Annotated in this window: 24 protein-coding genes and 1 riboswitch; of the genes, 8 read left to right on the top strand and 16 right to left on the bottom strand. The window is 43.0% G+C overall.

The genetic code is table 11. The features are described from left to right. Window positions 1–75 precede the first annotated feature (75 nt). Together QNH15_RS06660 and QNH15_RS06655 are read right to left on the bottom strand one after the other, a co-directional pair. Entirely contained in the window at window positions 76–888 is an 813-nt protein-coding gene (locus QNH15_RS06660) for a DUF2935 domain-containing protein (RefSeq protein WP_283893493.1), read from the bottom strand. A 59-nt stretch (window positions 889–947) separates the two neighbouring features. Next, window positions 948–2,303, bottom strand: coding sequence for an amino acid permease (locus tag QNH15_RS06655; protein ID WP_283893491.1), 1,356 nt, complete (start codon window positions 2,301–2,303; stop codon window positions 948–950). 139 nt (window positions 2,304–2,442) lie between these two features. Here QNH15_RS06655 and QNH15_RS06650 point away from each other — a divergent pair, with 139 nt between their 5' ends. Further along, a complete protein-coding gene (locus tag QNH15_RS06650) occupies window positions 2,443–3,264 on the top strand; it encodes an MBL fold metallo-hydrolase (protein ID WP_283893489.1) in 822 nt (273 codons plus the stop codon). Window positions 3,265–3,307: 43 nt separating this feature from the next. Here the strand turns inward: QNH15_RS06650 and QNH15_RS06645 are convergent, their stop codons facing one another. From QNH15_RS06645 to QNH15_RS06620, 6 genes are all read right to left on the bottom strand, one after another. Continuing rightward, window positions 3,308–3,943 (bottom strand): FMN-dependent NADH-azoreductase, encoded by a 636-nt coding sequence (locus QNH15_RS06645; protein WP_283893488.1) that lies wholly within the window; start codon window positions 3,941–3,943, stop codon window positions 3,308–3,310. A 71-nt stretch (window positions 3,944–4,014) separates the two neighbouring features. Continuing rightward, window positions 4,015–4,989 carry a ring-cleaving dioxygenase gene (locus tag QNH15_RS06640; protein ID WP_129477230.1) on the bottom strand — a complete coding sequence of 325 codons (975 nt, stop codon included), beginning with the start codon at window positions 4,987–4,989 and terminating at the stop codon, window positions 4,015–4,017. A 118-nt stretch (window positions 4,990–5,107) separates the two neighbouring features. Next, window positions 5,108–5,950: an STAS domain-containing protein gene (locus QNH15_RS06635; protein WP_283893486.1), complete on the bottom strand. Its 843-nt coding sequence runs from the start codon at window positions 5,948–5,950 to the stop codon at window positions 5,108–5,110. Between the two features lie 65 nt (window positions 5,951–6,015). Beyond that, complete coding sequence (locus tag QNH15_RS06630) at window positions 6,016–6,507, bottom strand: hypothetical protein (protein WP_283893485.1); 492 nt, start codon at window positions 6,505–6,507, stop codon at window positions 6,016–6,018. Between the two features lie 107 nt (window positions 6,508–6,614). Further along, window positions 6,615–6,848, bottom strand: coding sequence for a hypothetical protein (locus tag QNH15_RS06625; protein WP_283893483.1), 234 nt, complete (start codon window positions 6,846–6,848; stop codon window positions 6,615–6,617). Window positions 6,849–7,231: 383 nt separating this feature from the next. Beyond that, window positions 7,232–7,402 (bottom strand): hypothetical protein, encoded by a 171-nt coding sequence (locus QNH15_RS06620; protein ID WP_283893482.1) that lies wholly within the window; start codon window positions 7,400–7,402, stop codon window positions 7,232–7,234. 255 nt (window positions 7,403–7,657) lie between these two features. Between QNH15_RS06620 and QNH15_RS06615 the strand changes: the two genes are divergently transcribed. Together QNH15_RS06615 and QNH15_RS06610 are read left to right on the top strand one after the other, a co-directional pair. After that, window positions 7,658–9,301 carry a M4 family metallopeptidase gene (locus QNH15_RS06615; protein WP_283893481.1) on the top strand — a complete coding sequence of 548 codons (1,644 nt, stop codon included), beginning with the start codon at window positions 7,658–7,660 and terminating at the stop codon, window positions 9,299–9,301. A 148-nt stretch (window positions 9,302–9,449) separates the two neighbouring features. After that, window positions 9,450–10,085, top strand: a complete 636-nt coding sequence (locus QNH15_RS06610; protein ID WP_283893480.1) for a flavodoxin family protein — start codon at window positions 9,450–9,452, stop codon at window positions 10,083–10,085. 38 nt (window positions 10,086–10,123) lie between these two features. Here QNH15_RS06610 and QNH15_RS06605 read toward each other — a convergent pair whose 3' ends face one another. After that, entirely contained in the window at window positions 10,124–10,555 is a 432-nt protein-coding gene (locus QNH15_RS06605; protein WP_283893479.1) for a MerR family transcriptional regulator, read from the bottom strand. Window positions 10,556–10,749: 194 nt separating this feature from the next. On the opposite strand from QNH15_RS06605, the gene QNH15_RS06600 reads away from it, so the two are divergent. Further along, the gene (locus QNH15_RS06600) at window positions 10,750–11,940 is read left to right on the top strand and encodes an MFS transporter (protein ID WP_283893477.1); all 1,191 of its coding nucleotides are present in this window, start codon (window positions 10,750–10,752) and stop codon (window positions 11,938–11,940) included. A gap of 21 nt (window positions 11,941–11,961) precedes the next feature. Beyond that, window positions 11,962–12,381, top strand: a complete 420-nt coding sequence (locus QNH15_RS06595) for a universal stress protein (RefSeq protein ID WP_283893476.1) — start codon at window positions 11,962–11,964, stop codon at window positions 12,379–12,381. Window positions 12,382–12,415: 34 nt separating this feature from the next. Here the strand turns inward: QNH15_RS06595 and QNH15_RS06590 are convergent, their stop codons facing one another. Continuing rightward, on the bottom strand, window positions 12,416–12,616 hold the full coding sequence (locus QNH15_RS06590) for a hypothetical protein (protein ID WP_283893475.1): 201 nt from the start codon (window positions 12,614–12,616) through the stop codon (window positions 12,416–12,418). Between the two features lie 144 nt (window positions 12,617–12,760). Here QNH15_RS06590 and QNH15_RS06585 point away from each other — a divergent pair, with 144 nt between their 5' ends. After that, complete coding sequence (locus QNH15_RS06585; protein WP_283893474.1) at window positions 12,761–14,791, top strand: YhgE/Pip domain-containing protein; 2,031 nt, start codon at window positions 12,761–12,763, stop codon at window positions 14,789–14,791. Here the strand turns inward: QNH15_RS06585 and QNH15_RS06580 are convergent. The 3 genes from QNH15_RS06580 to QNH15_RS06570 all read right to left on the bottom strand — a co-directional run bounded on the left by QNH15_RS06580 (window position 14,785) and on the right by QNH15_RS06570 (window position 17,192). Further along, the gene (locus QNH15_RS06580; protein WP_061967728.1) at window positions 14,785–14,976 is read right to left on the bottom strand and encodes a Fur-regulated basic protein FbpA; all 192 of its coding nucleotides are present in this window, start codon (window positions 14,974–14,976) and stop codon (window positions 14,785–14,787) included. The genes QNH15_RS06585 and QNH15_RS06580 overlap by 7 nt on opposite strands. Window positions 14,977–15,128: 152 nt before the next feature. Beyond that, window positions 15,129–15,232, bottom strand: a riboswitch (SAM riboswitch). 27 nt (window positions 15,233–15,259) lie between these two features. Next, window positions 15,260–16,486 (bottom strand): threonine synthase, encoded by a 1,227-nt coding sequence (locus QNH15_RS06575; RefSeq protein WP_283893471.1) that lies wholly within the window; start codon window positions 16,484–16,486, stop codon window positions 15,260–15,262. A 211-nt stretch (window positions 16,487–16,697) separates the two neighbouring features. Beyond that, window positions 16,698–17,192, bottom strand: coding sequence for a DinB family protein (locus QNH15_RS06570; RefSeq protein WP_283893470.1), 495 nt, complete (start codon window positions 17,190–17,192; stop codon window positions 16,698–16,700). 197 nt (window positions 17,193–17,389) lie between these two features. Between QNH15_RS06570 and QNH15_RS06565 the strand changes: the two genes are divergently transcribed. Beyond that, complete coding sequence (locus QNH15_RS06565; RefSeq protein WP_283893469.1) at window positions 17,390–17,599, top strand: hypothetical protein; 210 nt, start codon at window positions 17,390–17,392, stop codon at window positions 17,597–17,599. A gap of 134 nt (window positions 17,600–17,733) precedes the next feature. Here the strand turns inward: QNH15_RS06565 and QNH15_RS06560 are convergent, their stop codons facing one another. The 3 genes from QNH15_RS06560 to QNH15_RS06550 form a co-directional block, all read right to left on the bottom strand. Next, window positions 17,734–19,083 carry an IS1182 family transposase gene (locus QNH15_RS06560; protein WP_283889030.1) on the bottom strand — a complete coding sequence of 450 codons (1,350 nt, stop codon included), beginning with the start codon at window positions 19,081–19,083 and terminating at the stop codon, window positions 17,734–17,736. A 135-nt stretch (window positions 19,084–19,218) separates the two neighbouring features. Then, complete coding sequence (locus QNH15_RS06555) at window positions 19,219–19,854, bottom strand: pyridoxamine 5'-phosphate oxidase family protein (protein WP_430667130.1); 636 nt, start codon at window positions 19,852–19,854, stop codon at window positions 19,219–19,221. A gap of 153 nt (window positions 19,855–20,007) precedes the next feature. Beyond that, window positions 20,008–20,157, bottom strand: coding sequence for a hypothetical protein (locus QNH15_RS06550; RefSeq protein ID WP_156412545.1), 150 nt, complete (start codon window positions 20,155–20,157; stop codon window positions 20,008–20,010). Between the two features lie 262 nt (window positions 20,158–20,419). Between QNH15_RS06550 and QNH15_RS06545 the strand changes: the two genes are divergently transcribed. After that, on the top strand, window positions 20,420–21,355 hold the full coding sequence (locus tag QNH15_RS06545; RefSeq protein WP_283893467.1) for a M15 family metallopeptidase: 936 nt from the start codon (window positions 20,420–20,422) through the stop codon (window positions 21,353–21,355). Window positions 21,356–21,390: the final 35 nt, after the last annotated feature.

The raw sequence follows: 21,390 nt of genomic DNA, 5'->3' as shown, positions 1-21,390 counted from the left end.
TAGGCGAAAATAATTCATTCTCAATACGATCAACATAGCATGAACATAAAAAAAAAGCCCCCACTTAGGAGGTTTTCAATTTTCTTCCACCCTTGGTTTTGCAGGATTGCAGCCCGGTTCTGTCGTTTGCGAGGCCATGGCCACCTTCGTGAGATAATAGCATTCTTCTCTTGCCATATGATCGGCCATGAGAGCAGAAAACGTACCGAGCACCTCATGCGAAAGTTCCAGTTCCTCGATTTCTTTTAAAAATTTCCGGAACAACATAATCTCCATCTTCACTTCTTGATTCATGCGCTTCAAGGCCGGAAATTCTTTCAGGTTTGTCCTTAAATAGCCCGCAAGTTCTACCGCCTTGATATAAAATTGTTCAAAATGAACGCTGTATTCCTTGCTTCGTGCTTTTATATCTTTTTCTACCGCATCCATCGTATCCGATATGGCTCCTGCATGTCCTGCAGCATCGGGAAGCCATACCATATGATAATGGAGCTCATGGTAGAGCGGCGGCATTTGTTCCGTTTTTAAATACTTAAGGATTCCTAAATACTCTTCCACCTCATTCACCATATGATTAAGAAAGGTTGGTGAAAGATGAATGCTTATTTTTCCTGTCAGGTGCCTCCTGATCATGTGAAGCTTAAAATCCCTGATTGATGTCGCCATTTCTTCCGCTGCAGCAGTTAGCTTTGTGAGATCCGCGTTTCCTCTTGCCTGCTGAAGCAGTCCGTCGAAACCTTCCTTATATCGTTTGGCCGCTTCAATTTCTTTTGTTTCCTTCGAAGCCAGGGTATCCAAAAAGAAACGCGCATGATCCCCCAGTACCTGGAGCCAAAACTGATGCTCAAACCTTGCGCTTTTTTCCCATGTTTGCCGGTCTACCTTCATCTCCTCCTTTGCACCTCTTTCATATGTATCAAAGGAAAAGATAAGTTATGCCCGATTATTTAGCTTGTTTCGGTTCTCTTCCATACCTTCCGCATAAAAAAAGCCACGATTCCAATAATGACGGCAAGCAGGATGCTGACATAAAACCCTGGACGGATCGTTTTTTCAGCTAGGGTTCCGCTGATGCTCGCCAAAATTAAAAGAAGCCCCACAACAGAAAACACTTTACTCCATATTTTCTGCTTCAGCACTTTCAGAGAAGAAATAATAATGAACAGCCAGTTATAAAGAAGCAGGATTCCTGCTGCAGTTGTGATGTATTCATAAATTTTCCCAGGCATTAACAACGCGGTGATGATGGAAGCAAGGAGACCTGCGGCTCCAAGTCCCAGAGAGGCTAACGGCAGATCCTTCAATTTTTTAGTTTTCTTGCTGAACAGTAAGGGAGCATCACCATCCTCCGACATTGTACAAAGAAGTTTGGTCACACCAAAAAGGGAAGCAGTCATGGTGGAAAAACCTGCTATAATGATCGCTCCGTTAAACACATGTGGAAAAAAGGGCAGATGGTAATCGTCAAGAGCGGTCACAAACGGACTTTCCTTATCGTCAAACGCCCCTTGGAAAACCATGGTTACTGCCAGCCCCATGGACACCACATAAATCGCAGCTAAAACGAACATCATGACTTTACCAGCTTTGGGTCCGTCTTCTTTCTTTTTCAGCTGCATGGCCATCAGCCCGATGACCTCAATGCCGCCAAACGCATAAAACGCGTAGATCAATGAAGACCAAAACCCCGGAAATCCATCATGAAAAAAATCCCCTGTGCTGTCAGGAAGACCTGGTTTTTTGACATCTCCATCCAGCCAGCCAAGAAGCGTTGCCCCTGCTATAATAATGAACATTAAAATAGCCGCCACTTTTACAACGGCAAGGATGTTCTCAACTTTGTCAAAGCCATCTGTCCCGGTTAATACAACGATAATAGCAAGAATCGCATACCCTGAGGCAAAAACCCACAAAGGTACTTGTTCAAACCAAAAGCGCGACAAGATGGAAAGTGCCGTCAACTGGCTGCCCATGACCAGGATATTGGAGAGCCAGTAGTTCCAGCCGCAGCTGAAACCTGCCCAATGGCCAAATGCCTTTTTTGCATAGGCGCAAAACGATCCTTTTTGGGGATCTTCTGCTGTCATCTTTGCCAATACATTAAAAACAATATACGTGCCAAGCGCAGCAAGGACAAAAGAAATGACAATGGATGGACCGGTCATCATAATGCCGATGGAAGATCCTAAAAAATACCCTGTTCCGATGGTACATCCGATGCCCATTAACGACAGCTGCCACCATGTTAAATTCCCGCCTCCGCCGTTTTGGCCGGAGGGAGAGCTGCATTTTGTCTGACTCATCAAACCACCCCTGTTCTGTCGTTAGTTTTTGTATATTGGGGTGGAATATGTAATGCTTCCATTGCCAGTAATTGCTTATCAAAACAGGTTTCTTACTTTATAATCAAAGCAGACAGAAATAAAAAAAGGGGATGATCGAATGAAGCCGTATATTTGCAGCACCTGCGGGGTCCAATATCCGCCAACAGAATACCCTCCCGAAATCTGCACCATCTGCACAGAGGAACGACAATATGTTTCACCCCAAGGGCAGTCATGGACCACGATGGAAGAGATGAGAAACCGTAATTTTAAAAATACCATACAAGAAGATGAATCTCGCCTGTACAGCATACATACAAAACCGGCTTTTGCGATTTCTCAAACCGCCTACCTTGTACAGGATAATCATTTCAATTTATTGTGGGACTGTTTGACCTTTCTTGATCACGACACGATAGCGCGCCTGAAGCAATTAGGAGGGATTGATGCCATCGCTCTTTCTCATCCCCATTATTATTCCACCCAGGTGGAATGGGCGGAAGCATTTGAAGCACCCATTTATATCCATGAAGATGACAAAGAGTGGGTCACACGTTCAAGCCCAATGATAAAATTTTGGTCCGGCGAAACGCTCGAGCTGAGTGATGGGCTTACCCTGTACAGGCTGGGCGGCCATTATAAAGGTGGAGCAGTCGTCCACTGGTCTCAAGGAAATGAAGGAAAAGGAGTCCTTCTGACTGGAGACATCATCCAGGTGGCAGCAGACAGAAATTGGGTCAGTTTCATGTACAGTTATCCCAACTTGATTCCACTTCCGGCTTCCACCGTGGAGCGCATGGCCAGCACTGCAGAGCCCATACCTTTTAACCGGTTATACAACGCGTTCCACAGAGTTGTGGCGGAAAATGCCTCACAATCGGTCCAGCGATCTGCCAAAAGATATATTAAAGCATTAAGAGGAGAATGGTTCTCCACCTAAATAAAAAGCGAAGGCAGAATACGCCTTCGCTTTTTTGATGAAGTTAAAAGGTTTGTGCCATTTCTTTTGCTTTAGTGATGGCCTGTTGCTTAATCTCTTCTGCTCGGTCGGGAAATTGATTGTGTCCTTCCACAAACAAGCCTTCAAACGAAGGAATGCCAAAAAAGTTCATGATCACACCGATGTAACGGTGGCCCATCTCGAGTCCTGCTGCAGGCCCTTCCGAATAGACGCCTCCGCGGGCTTGGATATGCAGTGCCTTCTTGTCTGTAAGCAGTCCAACAGGTCCCTGTTCCGTATATCTAAAGGTCTTTCCTGCCGTACAAATAGAATCAATATAGGCTTTCATAACGGGAGGAAATGAAAAATTCCACAGAGGCGTTACAAAAATGTATTTATCTGCCGCTACAAACTGATCGGTCAGTTCGGAAAGCCGCTGTACTTTTGTCTTTTCATCTTGTGATAGCTGATCAAAGGTAGAACCCGTTCTAAGCTTTCCCCAACCGCTGAACACATCCACATCAATGTGGGGAATATTTTCTTTATACAGATCCAGATGAACAACTTGATCAGAAGGATTGGCCTGTTTGTAAGATTCAATAAATGCTTTTCCAACCGCCATACTGAAGGATTGTGTGTCATCATGGGGATGTGCCGTAATATATAATATAGTCGTCATATCGTTTTCCCTTCCCTTTTCATTTGTACAGAGTTAATATGATACAAAGAAAGGAAACACATACCCTGAATTTATGTTAATTTTGTATCCAGCGGTTTCAACCTGGCCTCAATCTCTTGACGTTTGGGTTCAAGAAATGGGGGAAGGGCCAGTGATTCCCCAAGATGCTCCAGATCTTCATCCGTCGCAAATCCCGGACCGTCTGTGGCCAGTTCAAACAAAATACCATTTAATTCCCTGAAGTAAAGCGACTTAAAGTAGAACCGATCAACAAATCCTGAATTTGGAAACTGGGCATTCTGGACTTTCTCTATCCATTTTTTTAGCTCTTCCTCATCATGGACGCGGAAAGCAACATGGTGCACCCCGCCTCTTCCAAGGCGTTCAGGGGCCAAGTCCTTCCGTTCTTCGATATGAAGCTCTGCTCCTGTGCCTCCTTCGCCTGTTTCATATACCACAACATCCGGCTGGCCGGGTTGAAACGACGGGTATTCTCCTTTTTTCCGGAATCCCAAAAGTTCCGTAATGACTTCCTCTGTAAGCTCTTTCGTGCGTACAGTCAGCCTGACGGGTCCAAGACCGGTGATGCCGTATTCATTTGGAATCGGGCTTTTGTCCCAGGGCACACCAGCAGAAACTCCTGTATTGGTTTCGTCTGATACAAGTAAAAGACGCTGTCCTTCATCGTCCTTAAAGGCGAGGGAGAGACGGCCAAATCGATCTGAAGGCTCCTCATGAACCACGTTTATTTTTTCAAATCTGTTCTTCCAATAGTTCAAAGCTTCATCATTTTTTACCCGCAGCGAAATTTCCGAAATGCTGTTGGCACCATCATGGTTTCTTCCTGCCATCGGAATTTCAAAGAATGTTAATTCGGTTCCGGCATTTCCCTTTTCATCGCCATAAAACAAATGGTAAACAGAGGTGTCATCCTGATTCACTGTTTTCTTAATTAGGCGCATCCCCAGTACTTTTGTGTAAAAGTCGTAATTTTTCCCTGCTTTTGCCGTAATCGCAGAAACGTGGTGTATCCCTTTTAATTCCATAGTTCCTCCTTATAAAGCCTGAATTTTTTCTTTATGTATATCATACCCTCTTGGTTTATAAATTCAAAAAAAACAGCATTACGAAATGTAAATGCTGTTTTTATATGTGAATAAGTATTCATTTTCCCTGGTTTTTAATATCAATCGCCTGGGCCAGCGTTGAGGTTACCGATACACGGTCAAAGGACAGTCCTAGTTGAACCGCAGTTGTAGCGATCTCCGGTCGGATTCCGGACAATGTTGTCTTTACACCAACAAGATCCAAGGCATCGATCAGCTGAAACAGTTCGTGAGCTACCATCGTATCGATCATGACTACCCCTGATAAATCGATAAACAAATGGCCGATGCGCTTTTGCACACACTGGTTTAATGTATTCTCAAGAATAAATTTGGCTCTCGCTGTGTCGACATCCCCAACAAGAGGCAGCAATGCCGTATCATTGTTCAAGGAAATCACGGGAGAACTTAATTCATTCAGCAGTTCCTGCTGGGCACGCAATCGATCGGTGGAATATTTATGGGTTTCCTCGATAAATTGCAGCATGACAGAATCAAACACCTTAATCATCAGACCGTTCCATTCATCGATTTCCTCTTGATGCAATGTATCCCGGTTTATTGCCGCAAACTCACTGATATAATCAAAATATTGCTGGCGGACCCTCATGAACTCTTTAATGATCAAATGGATAGGCGTTCTCAGATGCTCATTATCTTTGGCAATTTTTATGATCCACTCTTCAAATTCCTTAAAGAAAACCTCTTCAGGCTTTACAAGAACCTCGCATAAATGAATATGAAATTCATAATTTTGAGCTTTCAGCGTTTCTATCACTGTTGGATCATTGGAAGTATACACGCCGGAAGTGCGGGTTTTATCGAGAGAATTATACCATTCCTCGGTCAGATTCCTGGCCCTTTTTAAAAGAAATTGATGTAATTCTTGATTTTTATTCATTAAAATACTCCTCGTAAAATGAAATATCTCTATACAAAAAGTTTACTTTCCCCATTATAAGATGTCTAGCGGGAGGAGCTTGAAATTTTTTCAAATCCTTCTTCCACAAGATAATCATGTGCTTCTTTATACGATTCAAACGCTGCTTCCAGATTCAGTCCTGCATAAATATTCCATAGTTCATCCTCATGTACGAGAAGAAGTCTTTCATTGTCGGCACCGCCTGTCCATATTTCTTTCACAGGTACTTCCGGCTCAGGAGCAGCCACTGATTCTTCGCTGCTTAAATAGTCGATAGAGTTTGAAATGAGTGAAATAAGATCCTCTCCGCTGTAGTCGCGAATGTTAACCAATTCCTTGTCATTCTTTTGCCGGCGGTCCAGATGGCCTGCATAAACAAAGCCATTTCCGTTCGGATGCAGCTGCTGTACGACTATTTTCTTATCTCTTTTGCTTTCTTCCAAGTGGTAATTGACTCGTCCGAGTGAAATATTTTTCCTGGTCAATTGTGGAAAATGAGTTTCAATAAGTTCTATTTTTTCTTCAAATGATAGCATGCTTTGCCTCTTTCTATAATTAATTTCGCCTGATTATACCATAACCCGAGAATAGTAATATAATCCCGCCTATCATCCAAAAAAAAAACACCGTGAAAGCACGGTGTTCATTTATGTCTGCAAAATTCCGCGGTTATCGCATCCATTGCGGCAGTTACGTTTGCAAATGAAACGATCTCTTGATTGTCGGTATATTTTAGTTGAAAAACATGATCTTTTTTGCTGTAGCTGATTGATAGTAAAGGAATGTTATTTTGACTTAGTGTGTGGGTTATTTCTGATTTAATGTACTGTTTTGCTTTTAAATCGACCAACATCTCTTGAATTTTAGATTGATTCATGGTCATCAATCCCCTTTCCAATATGAGGGGCAAAAAGCGAAAAAACCCAAATATTTTTTATTGATTCTATAAATTATAACATATTTCGGGTTTCGTTTAAAGAGATTATGGGAATAATTATATCTTTATATTATTTTCAGGCAAAAAGTCATAATTATAAAAAACAGCACTGCCCTCTTACGGCGTACTGTCGCTTAATTTACATTTGGCTAATAGCTTTTCTTTAAATCCAAGAAGAACTTCCTCTCTCCTGGCATAATCTTCTTCATCCTCTTCCCAACGGTTCAGGTCCGTCGCCGGTCAATCAGCTCAATGGATTTGGTACGGATCTCCTCCAATTGCTTGTGCTCTTCAAGCTGTCCGGCAGCAAGCCCGAAATATACCTAGGATAAGACTTCAAGATCTTCTTGTTCATCAAATTTCTTGTGATATTCATCCAGTATCATTTTGGTTGCTTCGTGAACGGTTAAATCTTCCTGCAACAGGTCATCAAACTTTTTTTTGACGCGACTGGCTTTTTCATTATCGAGCAGTCCTGTTCCTCGTGTACCCATTGTATCAAGCTCCTTTTAAAATATCGTACTCTACTACCATTCTCCTCCAACGGCTTCCGACAAACCAATATTTATGATGAAACATGACAAAAAATTATACTCTATTTTTGGTGTCTTGACACTTGGGAAAACAACCTGCCGGAGATAGAGGAATTTAATAGAAAATAGCACTTTATTTCCCAATATCGTAAATATTACCCTGTGCTATGATGTGAGTAAGGGCGCCCCCTATAAAGAACATTAGGAGGGTATTTTATGAAAAAAGGTTTCATTGCTTTACTATCTGCCGGTCTGTTGTTCAGTTCCGCCTATCAGGCAGCAGCTGCCAACGAACCTGGAACAAAATCACAAAAGCTTGTTCTTCATGAGAATAGCAAAACCCTTACTCCTCAAGTCCAAGTCACCACATCCAAGGACAAAGCCATTCCTTCCTTTATTGCAGGGAAACTTTCAAATGGTACATACCATACCGAGAAAGACGTCCTCGCCTTTATTGACAGCAATAAACAATTATTTCAATTCAATGAAACTCATCATCTTAATTTCATTTCGAAAGAAAAGGACAACCTGGGCATGACCCATTATGTGTTCAACCAATCCATCAATGGAGTACCTGTTGATGGAGCCGTGTTCATGGTCCATACCGATCAACAAGGAAAAATCACGGCGATTAATGGAGATGTTCATGCCAACCTTCCTGAAAATATAAAATCAATCAAAAAACTCACAAAAACCAACGCGATCAGTGCTGCCTGGAAACATATCGGGGAACAGCCGAAAAAAGAGAAAAACAAACCGCTTGCTTTTAAAGGGGCAAAGCTCAGCGACACGGTCGAAAAGTCAAAACTGGTCATCTTCAAGGACCAAAATCAATACAAGCTCGCCTACCGGGTGGCGCTTCAATTCATTGATCCTTATCCTGCAAACTGGCAGGTATATGTAGATGCGAACAGCGGCAAAGTCCTGAAAAGCTTTAACGCCGTGAATAGTGACGGACCTGCGACCGGTTCCGGCTACGGTGTTCTTGGCGACAATAAAACGCTGAACACCTACCTGTCTGGCGGCACCTACTATTTGTATGACACTACTAAAGCCATGTCCGGTGTGATTGAGACGTATACAGCAAGAAACGGATCAAGCCTTCCCGGTGTTTATTCAACAGATACAAACAACGCTTGGACCGCCTCCAACCAGGGCGCGGATGTAGATGCCAACTACTATGCCGGCAAAGTATATGATTATTATAAAAATACGCATGGCCGCAACAGCTTTGACAATGCAGGCTCTACCATAAGGTCTACTGTTCACTATAGCTCCGGCTATAACAATGCGTTCTGGAATGGTTCACAGATGGTTTATGGGGATGGAGATGGACAGGTCTTCCGTCCACTATCAGGAGCTCTTGATGTTGTAGCACATGAGTTAACGCATGCGGTAACAGAACGTACAGCCGGACTCAATTACTCTTATCAGTCCGGGGCGCTGAATGAATCCATGTCCGATGTGTTCGGTTATTTCCTTGATCCAAACGACTGGCTGATGGGAGAAGATGTTTATACACCAGGCACAGCAGGAGACGGTCTGCGCAGTTTATCCAATCCAAAACTTTACGGACAGCCTGACCACATGAGCGGTTATGTGAACACGTCAAGCGACAATGGCGGGGTGCATACGAACAGCGGAATTCCTAACAAAGCCGCCTACAATACGATTACTGCTATTGGAAAAGCGAAAGCCGAGAAAATTTATTACAGAGCACTGACCCGCTACATGACACCATCGACCAATTTCAGTGGTGCACGTGCCGCATTACTTAGTGCAACAACGGATTTATACGGAAGCACCAGCACGGAATACAATGCAGTAAAAACAGCCTGGACCAATGTTGGCGTAAATTAAATAAAAATGATATCCCACCGCAGGCGGCCTTTTGGAAGCCTGCGGTTTGTTTGTGTTGATGTTTTGTATAAAACAGCTCGATGTTTTTATAAAACAGAAACGGGTACAGATATAGAAGTAAAAATGGAGGACAAGGAGTGAACTCAGAATGACTTTGAAGGCACTAGTGATTAATTGTACATTAAATAAAAGCAATCAACCGTCAAATACCCGGGCTTTAATTGATGAAGTGGTGAAAATTTTTGACAAAAAAGAAATGGTAACAGAAATTGTTACACTTGCTGATTATAATATCGAATATGGCGTTACGGGAGAGGCGATCAGCGATCAGGATGAATGGCCTGTCATTTATGAAAAAGTAAAAGAAGCCGATATTTTGGTTATTGGTTCTCCGATCTGGCTTGGTCAGCAAAGCAGTCTGACCACCGTTTTGATCGAACGTCTTTACGGAGCAAGCAGCGAAACCAACGAGCAAGGTCAATATATCTTCTATAATAAAGTAGGCGGAGTTGTAGTCACGGGCAATGAGGACGGGGCAAAACATGTGAGCCGCTCCGTGATCTATGCACTCTCACACATCGGCTTTACTATCCCCCCGAATGTTGACACCTATTGGGTAGGAGAAGCCGGCCCTGGACCTTCTTATATTGAAGCAAAAGGATATGAAAATGAATTTACCATGCAGCATGCCGAAATTATGGGGTACAACCTGTATCACTTTGCTCGATTACTCAAGGAAAGTCCCATTCCGTCAGAGGGAAATGTCATCCAACAAACCCATTAAACGAATTGTTTCATCAGCCGGCCTGTCTGCCGGCTTTTTTATTTTTCCCCTTCAAAACGAATAAGTGCTGCTTTTGCACGGTCCCTGAGAGAAACCAGATCACCTTCAACCTTTAAGATAGTCTTCTTTTTCTGCTCCAAAAGCTTTAACTGCTCTTCTACAGTATGAAGAACCTTTTCAAGCTTTTCTTTTTGCAGCTCTGTACCCTTTACCTGTCTGTAGTCATGCCGCTGAAGTTCGAGCATGTCGCTGAGCTTAATAAATTCCTGAAGTTCAGCAAGAGAAAAACCCATCACTTCTTTGGCGTTTGTAATCTTCTTTAAAAAATTAACATGGTCTTGCGAATATAGCCTGAATCCTCCCTCACTGCGGGGCGGTGAAGACAGCAGCCCGATCTGTTCATAGTAACGGATGGTCCGTTTTGTCAGCCCGCTTTGTTTTGCTACTTCATCTATTTTTAAACCCGTCATTTCAAAAATCTCCTTTTAAAAAAACGTTGTATTCCAAAACTCTATATTCAAAATAACATAAATCAATATAAAAAAGGAAATAGTTACGTTGACGTAAAGGTTAACTTATATTATAATTTGTGAGTATTGATTTTATTTTGCGTGCACTACATTTAACTTTATTAACTAAATTTGATGAAAAGGGGTTTTACAGCATGCGTCAAGAAACGCTTGAGATCCAGGATCAGTCAGACAAACAGCCACTGGTCATCTGGGTCATCTTTTTTGCAACGATTATTTCGTTTATGGGATTAGGATTGGTCGACCCGATTCTCCCTGCTATCGCCAAGCAGCTTAACGCAACTCCGAGCCAGGTTTCGTTGTTATTTTCAAGTTATAACCTGATTACCGGTGTTGCAATGCTGATTACTGGTGTGGTTTCCAGCCGGGTTGGCGTTAAATGGACGTTATTAACGGGTATTTTACTTATTATTGTCTTTTCAGCATTAGCAGGTTCATCCAACGCGATCTCTCAAATTGTTGGATTCCGTGGCGGTTGGGGCCTTGGAAACTCCCTGTTTATTGCTACCGCCCTGTCAGCCATTGTTGGATTATCCATCGGCGGAACAGCAAAAGCCATCATTCTTTATGAAGCCGCGATTGGGTTGGGAATTTCCGTCGGGCCTCTTCTTGGAGGGGAACTCGGTTCCATTTCCTGGCGCGGACCTTTCTACGGTGTCAGTGTCTTGATGGTCATCGCCTTTTTTGCTTTACTGATTAAAATGCCTCAGGTACCAAAACCAAAAGTGAAAAGTTCAATCCTTGATCCGATTAAAGCCTTAAAATATCCAGGGTTGTTCAGACTAGGACTTACGGCTTTTCTCTATAATATCGGCTTCTTCACTTTGATGGCTTATTCTCCATTTGTTATGAATCTGGATGAACACGGCTTAGGTTACGTTTTCCTTGGATGGGGACTTTGCCTTGCGATTACTTCTGTATTTGTAGCACCGAAGATTCAAGCAAGATTTGGTACCGTTAAATCCATGTGTGCCATGCTTGTATTGTTTGCTTTTACCCTGCTTTCGATGGGGATTTGGACAGATCATGCCATTGTGGTAATCATTGCTGTTATTGTGGCCGGCTTGTTCCTCGGTACAAATAACACATTAATTACAACAGCTGTGATGCAGGTAGCACCTGTTGAACGGGCAACCGCTTCAGCAGCCTACAGCTTTGTCCGATTTATTGGAGGAGCCATCGGCCCATGGCTGGCAAACAAATTGGCAGAAATGTATTCGCCTCATGTTCCTTTTGTAACCGGAGCAATCTTTGTCATGTTTGCCATGCTTGTCGTCGCATTTGGTCGTAAACACTTAGCACACGTTGATTCAGCATCTCACTAATAAAAAAGGAAGGTCATACTTATGTACAATAAAATTCTAATCGCTTTTGACGGCTCACCTTCTTCCGCCCGTGCACTCATGCACGGAACAGAACTGGCAAAAAAATTCGAATCCGGACGGGTGACCATCGTTCATGTGAATAAAAACCTTCCCATGCAAGAGCCGGTAATGACCATAAACCTTGATGAACTGATTGAGGAAGAAGATAAGGAATTATTGCTTCCTGCAGTGAAGTTTCTTTCCGAATCGGGAATCCATTATGAAACTCACACATTCCAGGGAGATCCCGGCCATGTGATTGCTTCTTATGCAAACGAGCATGGCTATGATGCCATCGTCATCGGAAGCACAGGAAAAGGCTTAATAAAACAAACACTTCTCGGAAGTGTCAGTCACAGTGTTGCCCAATTGGCAGACTGCCCTGTCATCATCGTAAAATAAAAAAATCGGTTCCTTTAAAAAGGAGCCGATTTTTTTATGCTGTCCAGCCTGGCTGGTAAAAATATTTAATGTTTCCCCCGCCGCCCGGAACAATAATTCCTCTAAATGCCTTTTTGTCCTCCTGCTTTACAAGAACATCACGAAATAAAGGAAATTCCTCTTTTATCACAATATATTCACTGAGATTTCCATTTCGCAAATCAGATAGAATTTCATTGGCCAAATGTTCGTTCATTATCATTTCCTCCAATATTTCTGCTCACCTTAGTACACCACAACGCCCATTGGTATGTCCACTATCAAATGAATACATAATTGCTCCTTACAAACAAAAACTAAGCAAGATGTGAGATTCAATACTCATAAAAAAGGATCCAATATGATGAAAAGAGCATTTAATGTGTTTCGTACTGACTGGAAAGAGGTTTTAACCATCCCTTCTGCCGCCCTTTTATTAATGGGCCTCATTTTTCTTCCGTCCGTCTATGCCTGGGTGAACATAAAAGCAATGTGGGATCCTTATGAGAACACGGAAGGCATTAAAATTGCCATCAGCAATGAAGACAGAGGAACCGTCTTTCAGGATAAAAGCATCAATATCGGAAATGAAGTCGTCCAAAATTTAAAGAACAATCATAAGCTCGGCTGGACGTTTGTTACCAAGGAAAAAGCTCACAACGGTGTGGTGATGGGAGATTACTATGCAAGCCTCTACATCCCGAAAGACTTTTCCCAAAAGATTGCAAGCATTGCGAGTCAGTCTCCGGAAAAACCGATTATTGACTATACGGTAAACGAGAAAATCAATGCGGTGTCTCCAAAAATTACTCAAAGCGGCGTCTCCACCATCATCAACCAGGTGAGCGACAGCTTCACAAGAAACGTAGGAAAAGTCATTTTTTCAAAGTTCAACGAGGCAGGAATCACCCTTGAAAGGAATCTGCCGACGATCCAAAGCTTTGAACAGAAACTCTTTGCCCTTGAAAAAGAACTGCCGGAGATCAATCGAATGTCCAAACGCATTATTTTGCTTGATGAGAAACTCGCCTTATTGCATAAAAGAACAGCGTCGCTGAACCTCCAAAATATATCTTCCGATTTCGAGAAGGTAAGCTCACTTCTTACACAGACGGAAAAAGCCGTTCCAGAAATACAGCAAGTGCTGGATCGGGCTTCAGCCATCGATAGCCGTCTTTCCATACTTCCATCCGCAGAGCAAACAGCTGCTTCATTAGACAGTACCCTTCTGGAGCTTCAGTCTGTGACCGATGAGGCGATTCAAAAAGCCCGAGAAGCCCAAAAGGCTTCCCCGGGCGTGTCTTATCCAACGGAGCAGTTAACCACCATTAAAAATGATCTTAACAATCTGCGGGTGCTAACAGAAAAAAATCGTCGTTCATTAGGGGAGCAGATGGGGAACCTAACGTCCCTGCAGGATCTCATGGTCTATTACAGAGAAGATTGGCCTGCCGCCAAGAAAAATATCAGCGAGGCTTCAGCCAGACTTAAAAGGGATTCTCCCGAAATTAAAAAAGACCTTACACTTGCCGCAGCCTCACTGGAAAAGGATATACCCAAACTGGAAAGAGCCATCCACCGGGCGGCCAGCCTGGCTGAGAAGGATCTTCCCCAGATGGAAAAAGCCATTATAGAAACAGCAGACAAAATTAGAGAATTTAAACGGAATAACAATTTGAGTGATGTAATCCGTGCGCTAAAAAACAACCCTGGAAAAGAAAGCGATTTTCTTGCCTCTCCCATTATTCTAAAAGAACGTAAAATTTTCCCCATCCCTAATTACGGCTCTGCTATGACTCCCTTTTATACCGTCTTGGCACTTTGGGTAGGAGGCATGCTTCTCATCTCTTCTCTTAAAGCCGGCAGAGCAGTAAGTGAAGAGGGTCAGTCGGGCATGGTGTTTTTCTGGGGAAGATGGCTTACGTTTATTTCAATCGGCATACTCCAGGCGCTGGTGATTTCCCTCGGAAATTTATTTGTCATTTCAGCCTACATTGTGGATAAACTCCCATTTGTGCTGTTTTCCATCCTGTTAAGCATCGTATTCATGTCAATCATCTATTCGCTCGTTTTCATTTTCGGAAACATCGGCAAAGGCATGGCGGTTATTTTCCTTGTTCTGCAATTCTCAAGTTCAGGAGGCACGTTCCCCGTGTCGATGACCTCCCCTTTTTTTCAAAGGCTCAATCCATATATGCCCTTTACTTATGGCGTCAGCTTACTGCGCGAAGCAACGGGAGGCATGATCAAAGAGATTGTACTTTCAGACATCTGGCATCTCGTTCTTTTTCCTGTCATTTTTCTGTTGTTGTCCATGATATTACGCAAACCTCTTGGTAAGGTGATTTCAAACAAAAAACGGGGATTGAAGAAAGCACGTATCCTTCAATAGGTTAATTCATCCTTTTCTTGCCGTATTTTTTTATCGGTGACGGCTTTGCCGTATTCTTCTTCCAGGTCGGTCAAGGTCAACTGAAACAAATGCCGTTCTTCTTTCTTGTACACACCCATTTCGATGAGGCTTGTCATCAGCTGGTTTCTTTTGCTTTCTACTGCTTTACGAAATTGATTTCCCATGGTTTTTCCTCCTTTTGGACAAAAAATAAACGCATGTCATGATATTGACATGGCGCCTTTGGTTGACCAATCAGCAGGTGTTCAAAATGAAAAAGCCTCTTCCTGCATAATTAGTAAGCAAGAAGAGGCGGATATTTCAAAGTATGAGGCTCTTCTTATCTTTCAAGCAATACGCTTGTGGAATTGGCACAGTACTCTAAACGAGTCCGCTGCCGAGGCTTCATCGGGCCATTCCCTCCCCCTCTCTTCATAAGAACATTAAACCGTTATTTTATTTTATTTTTTATTTAACGTTCTCTTTGTTTCTTTGAAGATCCTCGCCCGGCTGGAGTACAAGCGGATCAACTTCCACAGTATCCGGGTATTTGATCCCCTGGCCGGTATTCAGGCAAAGTACGCGCTCCCCTGACTGAATCCATCCTTTGTCTCTTAATTTTTTGGCTGCAGCAAATGTTGCTGCTCCTTCCGGGCAAATGAAAGTTCCTTCCAGTTCAGCCGCATGGCCCAACGCTTGTTGAATTTCTTCTTCTGAAACGGCTACCGCACATCCTTCAGTTTCATAAATGGCTTCAAGAACTAAGAAGTCTCCAATGGCTTTCGGTACATTAATTCCGAACGCTGCTGTTTTGGAGTCCTCCCAGAATTCAGATTCATTTTTGTGCTCCTCCCAAGCTTTCACAATGGGAGCACATCCCTCTGCCTGAACAGCTACAAGGCGCGGGAACTGGTTTCCTTTAAAAAGACCAAGTTCCTTAAATTCCTTTAATGCTTTGTAAATACCAATAAGACCAACACCACCGCCGGTAGGATACAGGATGACGTCTGGCGTTTCGCTTCCGGACTGCTCAAGAATTTCATACCCCATCGTTTTCTTGCCCTCGATCCGGTATGGTTCCTTTAATGTCGAAGCATCGTAGAGTCCCTTTTCTTTTACCAGATTGGCGACCATTTTTCCCGCATCACTGATCAGGCCGTTCACAAGGTAAAGCTCAGCTCCGGAAATTGCCGTTTCTTTCCGGGTGATGACAGGTGCATCGACAGGCATTACGATCGTTGGTTTAATTCCTGCTCTCGCGCAATAAAGCGACCATGCGGCTCCCGCATTCCCATTGGTGGGCATCGCGAGCTGGGCCACTCCCAGTTCTTTTGCTTTTGAAACACCTACCGCTGCTCCTCTGGCTTTGAATGAACCCGTAGGTATGAGACCTTCGTCTTTCATAAATAACGATTCGATTCCCAATTCTGCACCCAGTTCGGGCATCGGCAATAAAGGAGTCATTCCTTCACCGAGAGAAACGACATGTTCCTCACTCGTAACCGGCAGCAGCTTGTGATAACGCCAAAGATCATTGCGTGCTTGATCAATAATGACGTCTTCCTCTTTCAATCTCTCCAGGTCATAATCCACAAGAAGCGGCGATCCACAGGTACAAAGCTGGTGAAGCTTATTGTGATCATAGGTTTTAGAGCATTTTGGACATACAAGATGGCTTACAAAGCTAAATGACATATCGAAAACTCCTCCAAAGTTGAGAAAAGCCTGGAGCTAGTTGCTGAAATCCTTTTTTTGCAACTCCGCAGAGCACAGTAAAAGAGACACTGCCCTGCATCGCAAAGAAGTGCCTTCAGTTTTCTGATCAGCTTTTCATATTGTGTTTTTGTTGTGTATCATTTTAAGGTAAGTATCCCGATAAGTCAACTTAGTTTTATATTGGGTTCTTTTATATCCTGTCCACCACCTTGTCCCTGATTTCCTTTATTTGCTCCAAGTGCCTTTTTTCGTGATAGCCGACAAATGGAATCCATTGCTCCAACGGCATCGGTCCGAAAACAGGATGCGGATAAGATTTTTGTTTCAGCTCTTCCTGATTTGCGCTGGCAGCTACCTTATTCAGCTCGTTTCTCGATTCTTCCAATTTATTTTTCATTTTTTCCAGCGTCATGTACTTTTTCGTGGGAACCACAAAAACTGGCGCGCTTACTTTCACACTTCGATCCACCGTCCTGTCAATCGGCTTCCTCTCGGCAGGAGCTGTTATTTTGCTTTTCAGACGGTTGGAGACAATGATGGCCACTGACCGTTCCATGAGGTAGAGATGGTGGAGAGTCTGCATAATGGACCATCTTCCCTTTTCTTCCGGCTCATTTAATTGGTCGTCCGTTAAGTTATTTACCGTTTCCAGCACTTCATTTCTGATTTCTTCATTATGCGTCACATGGACCGCCTCCCCGTTTCTGAATACGTTCTACTTTTCTTCTCCCGCACTCTAGGATTTTCCTTTATTTTTGTAGATTTTTAAAAGAAAGTGATCCAAATACAAAATCCGTGCGTTTTCTCTATGAGTTTACAAAAAAGGCCAAAAGCCAAAAATTTAAAGGAGTGAATTTCACATGAAAACATGTGTTTCATGGTATGCGGTTCGCGACAAATAAATATATTGTCCGATACAGGGTGTATAAAGGAAAGAAAAACGGTCCGTTTAAGCATGTGGCCAGCATATCAGCCTACGAACGCAAAACCTTTACCGATGAGGAAGCCGACAAGTACAGCTACTATGTTACTTCCATTACCAAGCAAGGGCTGGAATCAAAGGCTTCAAACGTTATTCATCCTAAAAAATAGCCAATTAAAAAAGAATGCCAAAGGGCATTCTCAGCTTGTGGAGAAAGCTCTGTTTTTTCTCCACAAGCTTTTTTATTTGTTTAGAATTACTGCCCTGTTGTGTGATTTCTCTGAAGAAAAAGATCCTCACACACCTAGCCAAGCTTGGCTAGGTGTGTGGCGATCTTTTTCATATTCTGACAGGCTGCTGTGAGAAGCACCTGCTCACTCGCATTCTGTAATCCCCTCAACCTGCAATAGCGAAGCCCATGCAGCTCTTTCGAATCTGCGAAGCTTCGCTCCACCTTTTCTTTTCTAAATTTATAAAGCATCTTTCCAGAAGCCGACAGTCTGTTGTCGCGTACTTTTTCTTTATGTTCTTCCCAGACATGGCGCGTTACGACTTTTTGTTTGTTTTTTGAACGCGTGCACTCATTTAATAGTGGGCATTCTGCGCATAGCTTGGGATCCGATTTATACTCCTGATATCCTTCCCTTGTGGTTGTGCAGTAGACGAGTTCCTGGCCATTGGGACAAACATATACTTCCCGTTCTTTATCGTATGTAAATTTCCATTTCGGCATCAGCCCTTTTGTTGGGTGGTATCTGCGGTGGGCGATCACCCCGAAAATCGTCCGGTCATAAAGTCCCTTACAAATCGGAGTGGTGAGATAGCCTGAATCTAAAGCCACAGCTTCTACCCCTAATTGAAATCGTTCGATTTGGCGGTCTAAACGAGAAAGGTAAGGCACAGAATCATGCACGTTCCCAGGGGTGACATAGGCATCGGTGATAATATTGAATTTCATATCGGTCGTTCTATGATCTAAATAACAGAACATTTCTTGTTTATGGTCTCGCGACATAAAACCACAATCGGGATCAGTCGTACTTTTGCGAATTTGCTTCTTTTCTTTCACCTCCTCTTTCTCTTTTAAGGGCTTTTTTCCGTGCTTTTCTCTGTCCTCCTCGACCGCCTGATTTAATTCTTCAATGTATCCTCTTGTTTCTGCTTCCACTTCTTCTCTTGTGAATTTATGTTTATTGGCATTCGCTTTAAGGTGGGTAGAATCGGAAAATAAGACTCTTCCTCCCACCATTTTATGATTCATGGCTTGAAGGACGATCTCATCAAAGATCTCTTGAAAGACGTGGGTATCTTTGAAACGAGTCCGCCGGTTCCAACTGATCGTGGAATGATCTGGAACAGGGTCATTCAGTTTTAAGCCAAGAAACCAGCGATAAGCGATATTGGTTTTGACTTCTCGTTCAAGTTGTCGTTCTGAGCGAATGCCGTAGAAATAGCCGATGAACATCATCTTGAAAAGCAGAATAGGGTCCGAAGGACGTCCTGTAGATTCTGAATAATAAGGACGAACTTTCTCACCGATAAAAGAAAAATCGATATAGCGATCAATCTTCCTCAAGAGGTGGTCTTCAGGAACCAAATCTTCGATAAAAACAAACTCTGCTTCATTCTGAGTATCCTTTTTAGGCTTATACATACAAACACCGTCCGATCCTTATTTGTTAGTTATATTATAACAAATTAACGCGGTGAATAAATAAAGTTGATGGATAAAAAAATAGACTGTCGAGAGTTTCTCGACAGCCTGAGAATGCCAAAGGGCATTCTTTTTTTAATATAGACGGGTTTGATAGCTCTCTTCCAATCCTTTAGCCACTTGCTCCTCACCCATGGCCGGTATATTCATGTGGGCTGCCATGATCGCGGCTGCAGAAGGGAGTTCTTCCTTGGAAAGCCACGTTTGCGGGTTCCAGATTCCCGAACGGATAAAAGCCTTGGCGCAATGAATAAAACATTCCTCTGCTTTTACAACCACACCGAAAAGCGGAGGATTTCCGTTAACCGCGTGTTGCTCCAAAAGTTTGGGATCACGGCATAACATCGCTTTGCCATTAATTCGCAAGGTTTCTCCCATGCCCGGAATCATGAACAGCAATCCGACTGCAGGATTGGTTATAATATTTTTTGCTGAATCCAACCGATTATTTCCTTTGCGCTCAGGAATGAACAAGTAGTGTTCATTCAATACGGTTACAAAGCCTGGCCGATCCCCACGGGGTGAAACATCACAACGCCCATCCGCACCATAAGTGGCCAATGAAAGAAATGAAGACTTTGAAATAAAATGTACACAGTTTGCATCCAATCGATCAATGACTTTATTGGCTGCGCGGATACTGGGGCTGCCGCATTGGGCTTGCAGCTCTTCAAATTGCTCTTCGGTCGTAATAACCTCCTGGAACTCCATCGCCATCCCCCTTTTGGACTTTCTTCCATATTCAGGATAACACGGAGCGCTCTCTGCTGGAATATCTTTTTTAACCCATAATAAAAGGCCTGAACTCCTGTGAAACTTGAGTTCAGGCCTTTTAATTCAACATTGGCATAGTCTCCTGAAAAATCAATTTGGGTTTAGAAAGGTCAATTCATACTCTGGTTTTCTGTTTTCATCCGGTTTTTCCAATGTCCCCGCTGCCCTTAATAACGGCTGCTTAGGAACGGACTGCGTTATTTGCTTCGAAACGGGCTGCTCAACTTGATTGATTTCCATTTGTCCATCCCTCCTTAACAAGTTTCTAACTCTATTCCCTCTCTATACTGGGGATAAACATAAAAATTAATAATTTTAATGATTTATTTTATGGAAGTTTAACGAATGGGTTCATTGAATCATCAGAAGTTCATATAACGTTCGGTTTCATCCGTGGGTCTTGTGGGAATTTAAGTTATAATAAGGTTAAATTCCTTTTTTCATTCATCTTAAATGATGGTAAAGTATTTTTTTGAACGTCATCTGAAAGGAAGTTTTACATATGAAAGTGAAATTGGTGTCTGGCATATCTTTAGCCTTGAGTTTAGTTCTTTTTACAGGCTGCTCAAATGATGAGCCTTCCCAAAAAGAAAGCACATCTCATCATACTGAAGACCATGCAAAAGAAACACAAAAAGATAAGGATCAGTCCAAAACAAATGAAGATAACAAAAGTGCAGATCAAAACAAGCCAAGCCATGATTCAAAAAATAATGGAGGAAAAGTAAGCCAGGATCCTGAACCAAAGGACGGACAAGAGCAAAAGAAGAACGATCCAAGCGAACCGACTCAGGATCACAAAAAGCCAAAGCCTCCAGCCAAGAATGACGAAAGTGTTTCTGTTGTTGCGCACCCTGAAAGCATCCCGGTTCTTGTAAACAAGCGTTCGAAGCTTCCGGAAGACTATAAGCCGGCAGACCTTGTGTATCCAGATGTTCCTTTTATTTTCAGTGAGAAAATTGAAAAACGAATGATGCGCAAAGAAGCTGCAACGGCTCTTGAAAACATGTTTGCGGCTGCAAAAAAAGACGGGATTAACCTTACCGGCGTATCCGCCTACCGTTCACATGCCACCCAAACGGCTCTTTTTAACAACTATGTCAAACGGGATGGCTACGAAAAAGCACGCTCATACAGCGCATTGCCCGGCACCAGTGAGCACGAAACCGGATTGGCCATTGATGTAGCTGGCGATGGGGGCAAATGCCCTGCACAGGATTGTTTCGGGGGCACCTCAGAAGCAAAGTGGCTGGCAAAGAATGCTCCTGATTTCGGCTTTATTATCCGGTATCCCGAAGGCAAGGAAAACGTCACAGGCTATAAGTACGAACCTTGGCATATACGTTACGTCGGAACATCCGTTTCCAAAAAGATTGTAGCCAAGCATGAAACACTCGAAGAATATTTTAACGCTGTTCCTGTAACAAACGGCGAATAAACGTAGAAAAGTACCAGCTTTATCCAGCTGGTACT

Origin of the sequence: Fictibacillus enclensis, from assembly GCF_030123385.1 — a bacterium.
In the GTDB taxonomy this organism is placed as follows: Bacteria; Bacillota; Bacilli; order Bacillales; family Fictibacillaceae; genus Fictibacillus_C; species Fictibacillus_C enclensis.
Note: the sequence above shows the minus strand (reverse complement) of the source record. Positions and strands in the feature narration are given on the sequence as shown.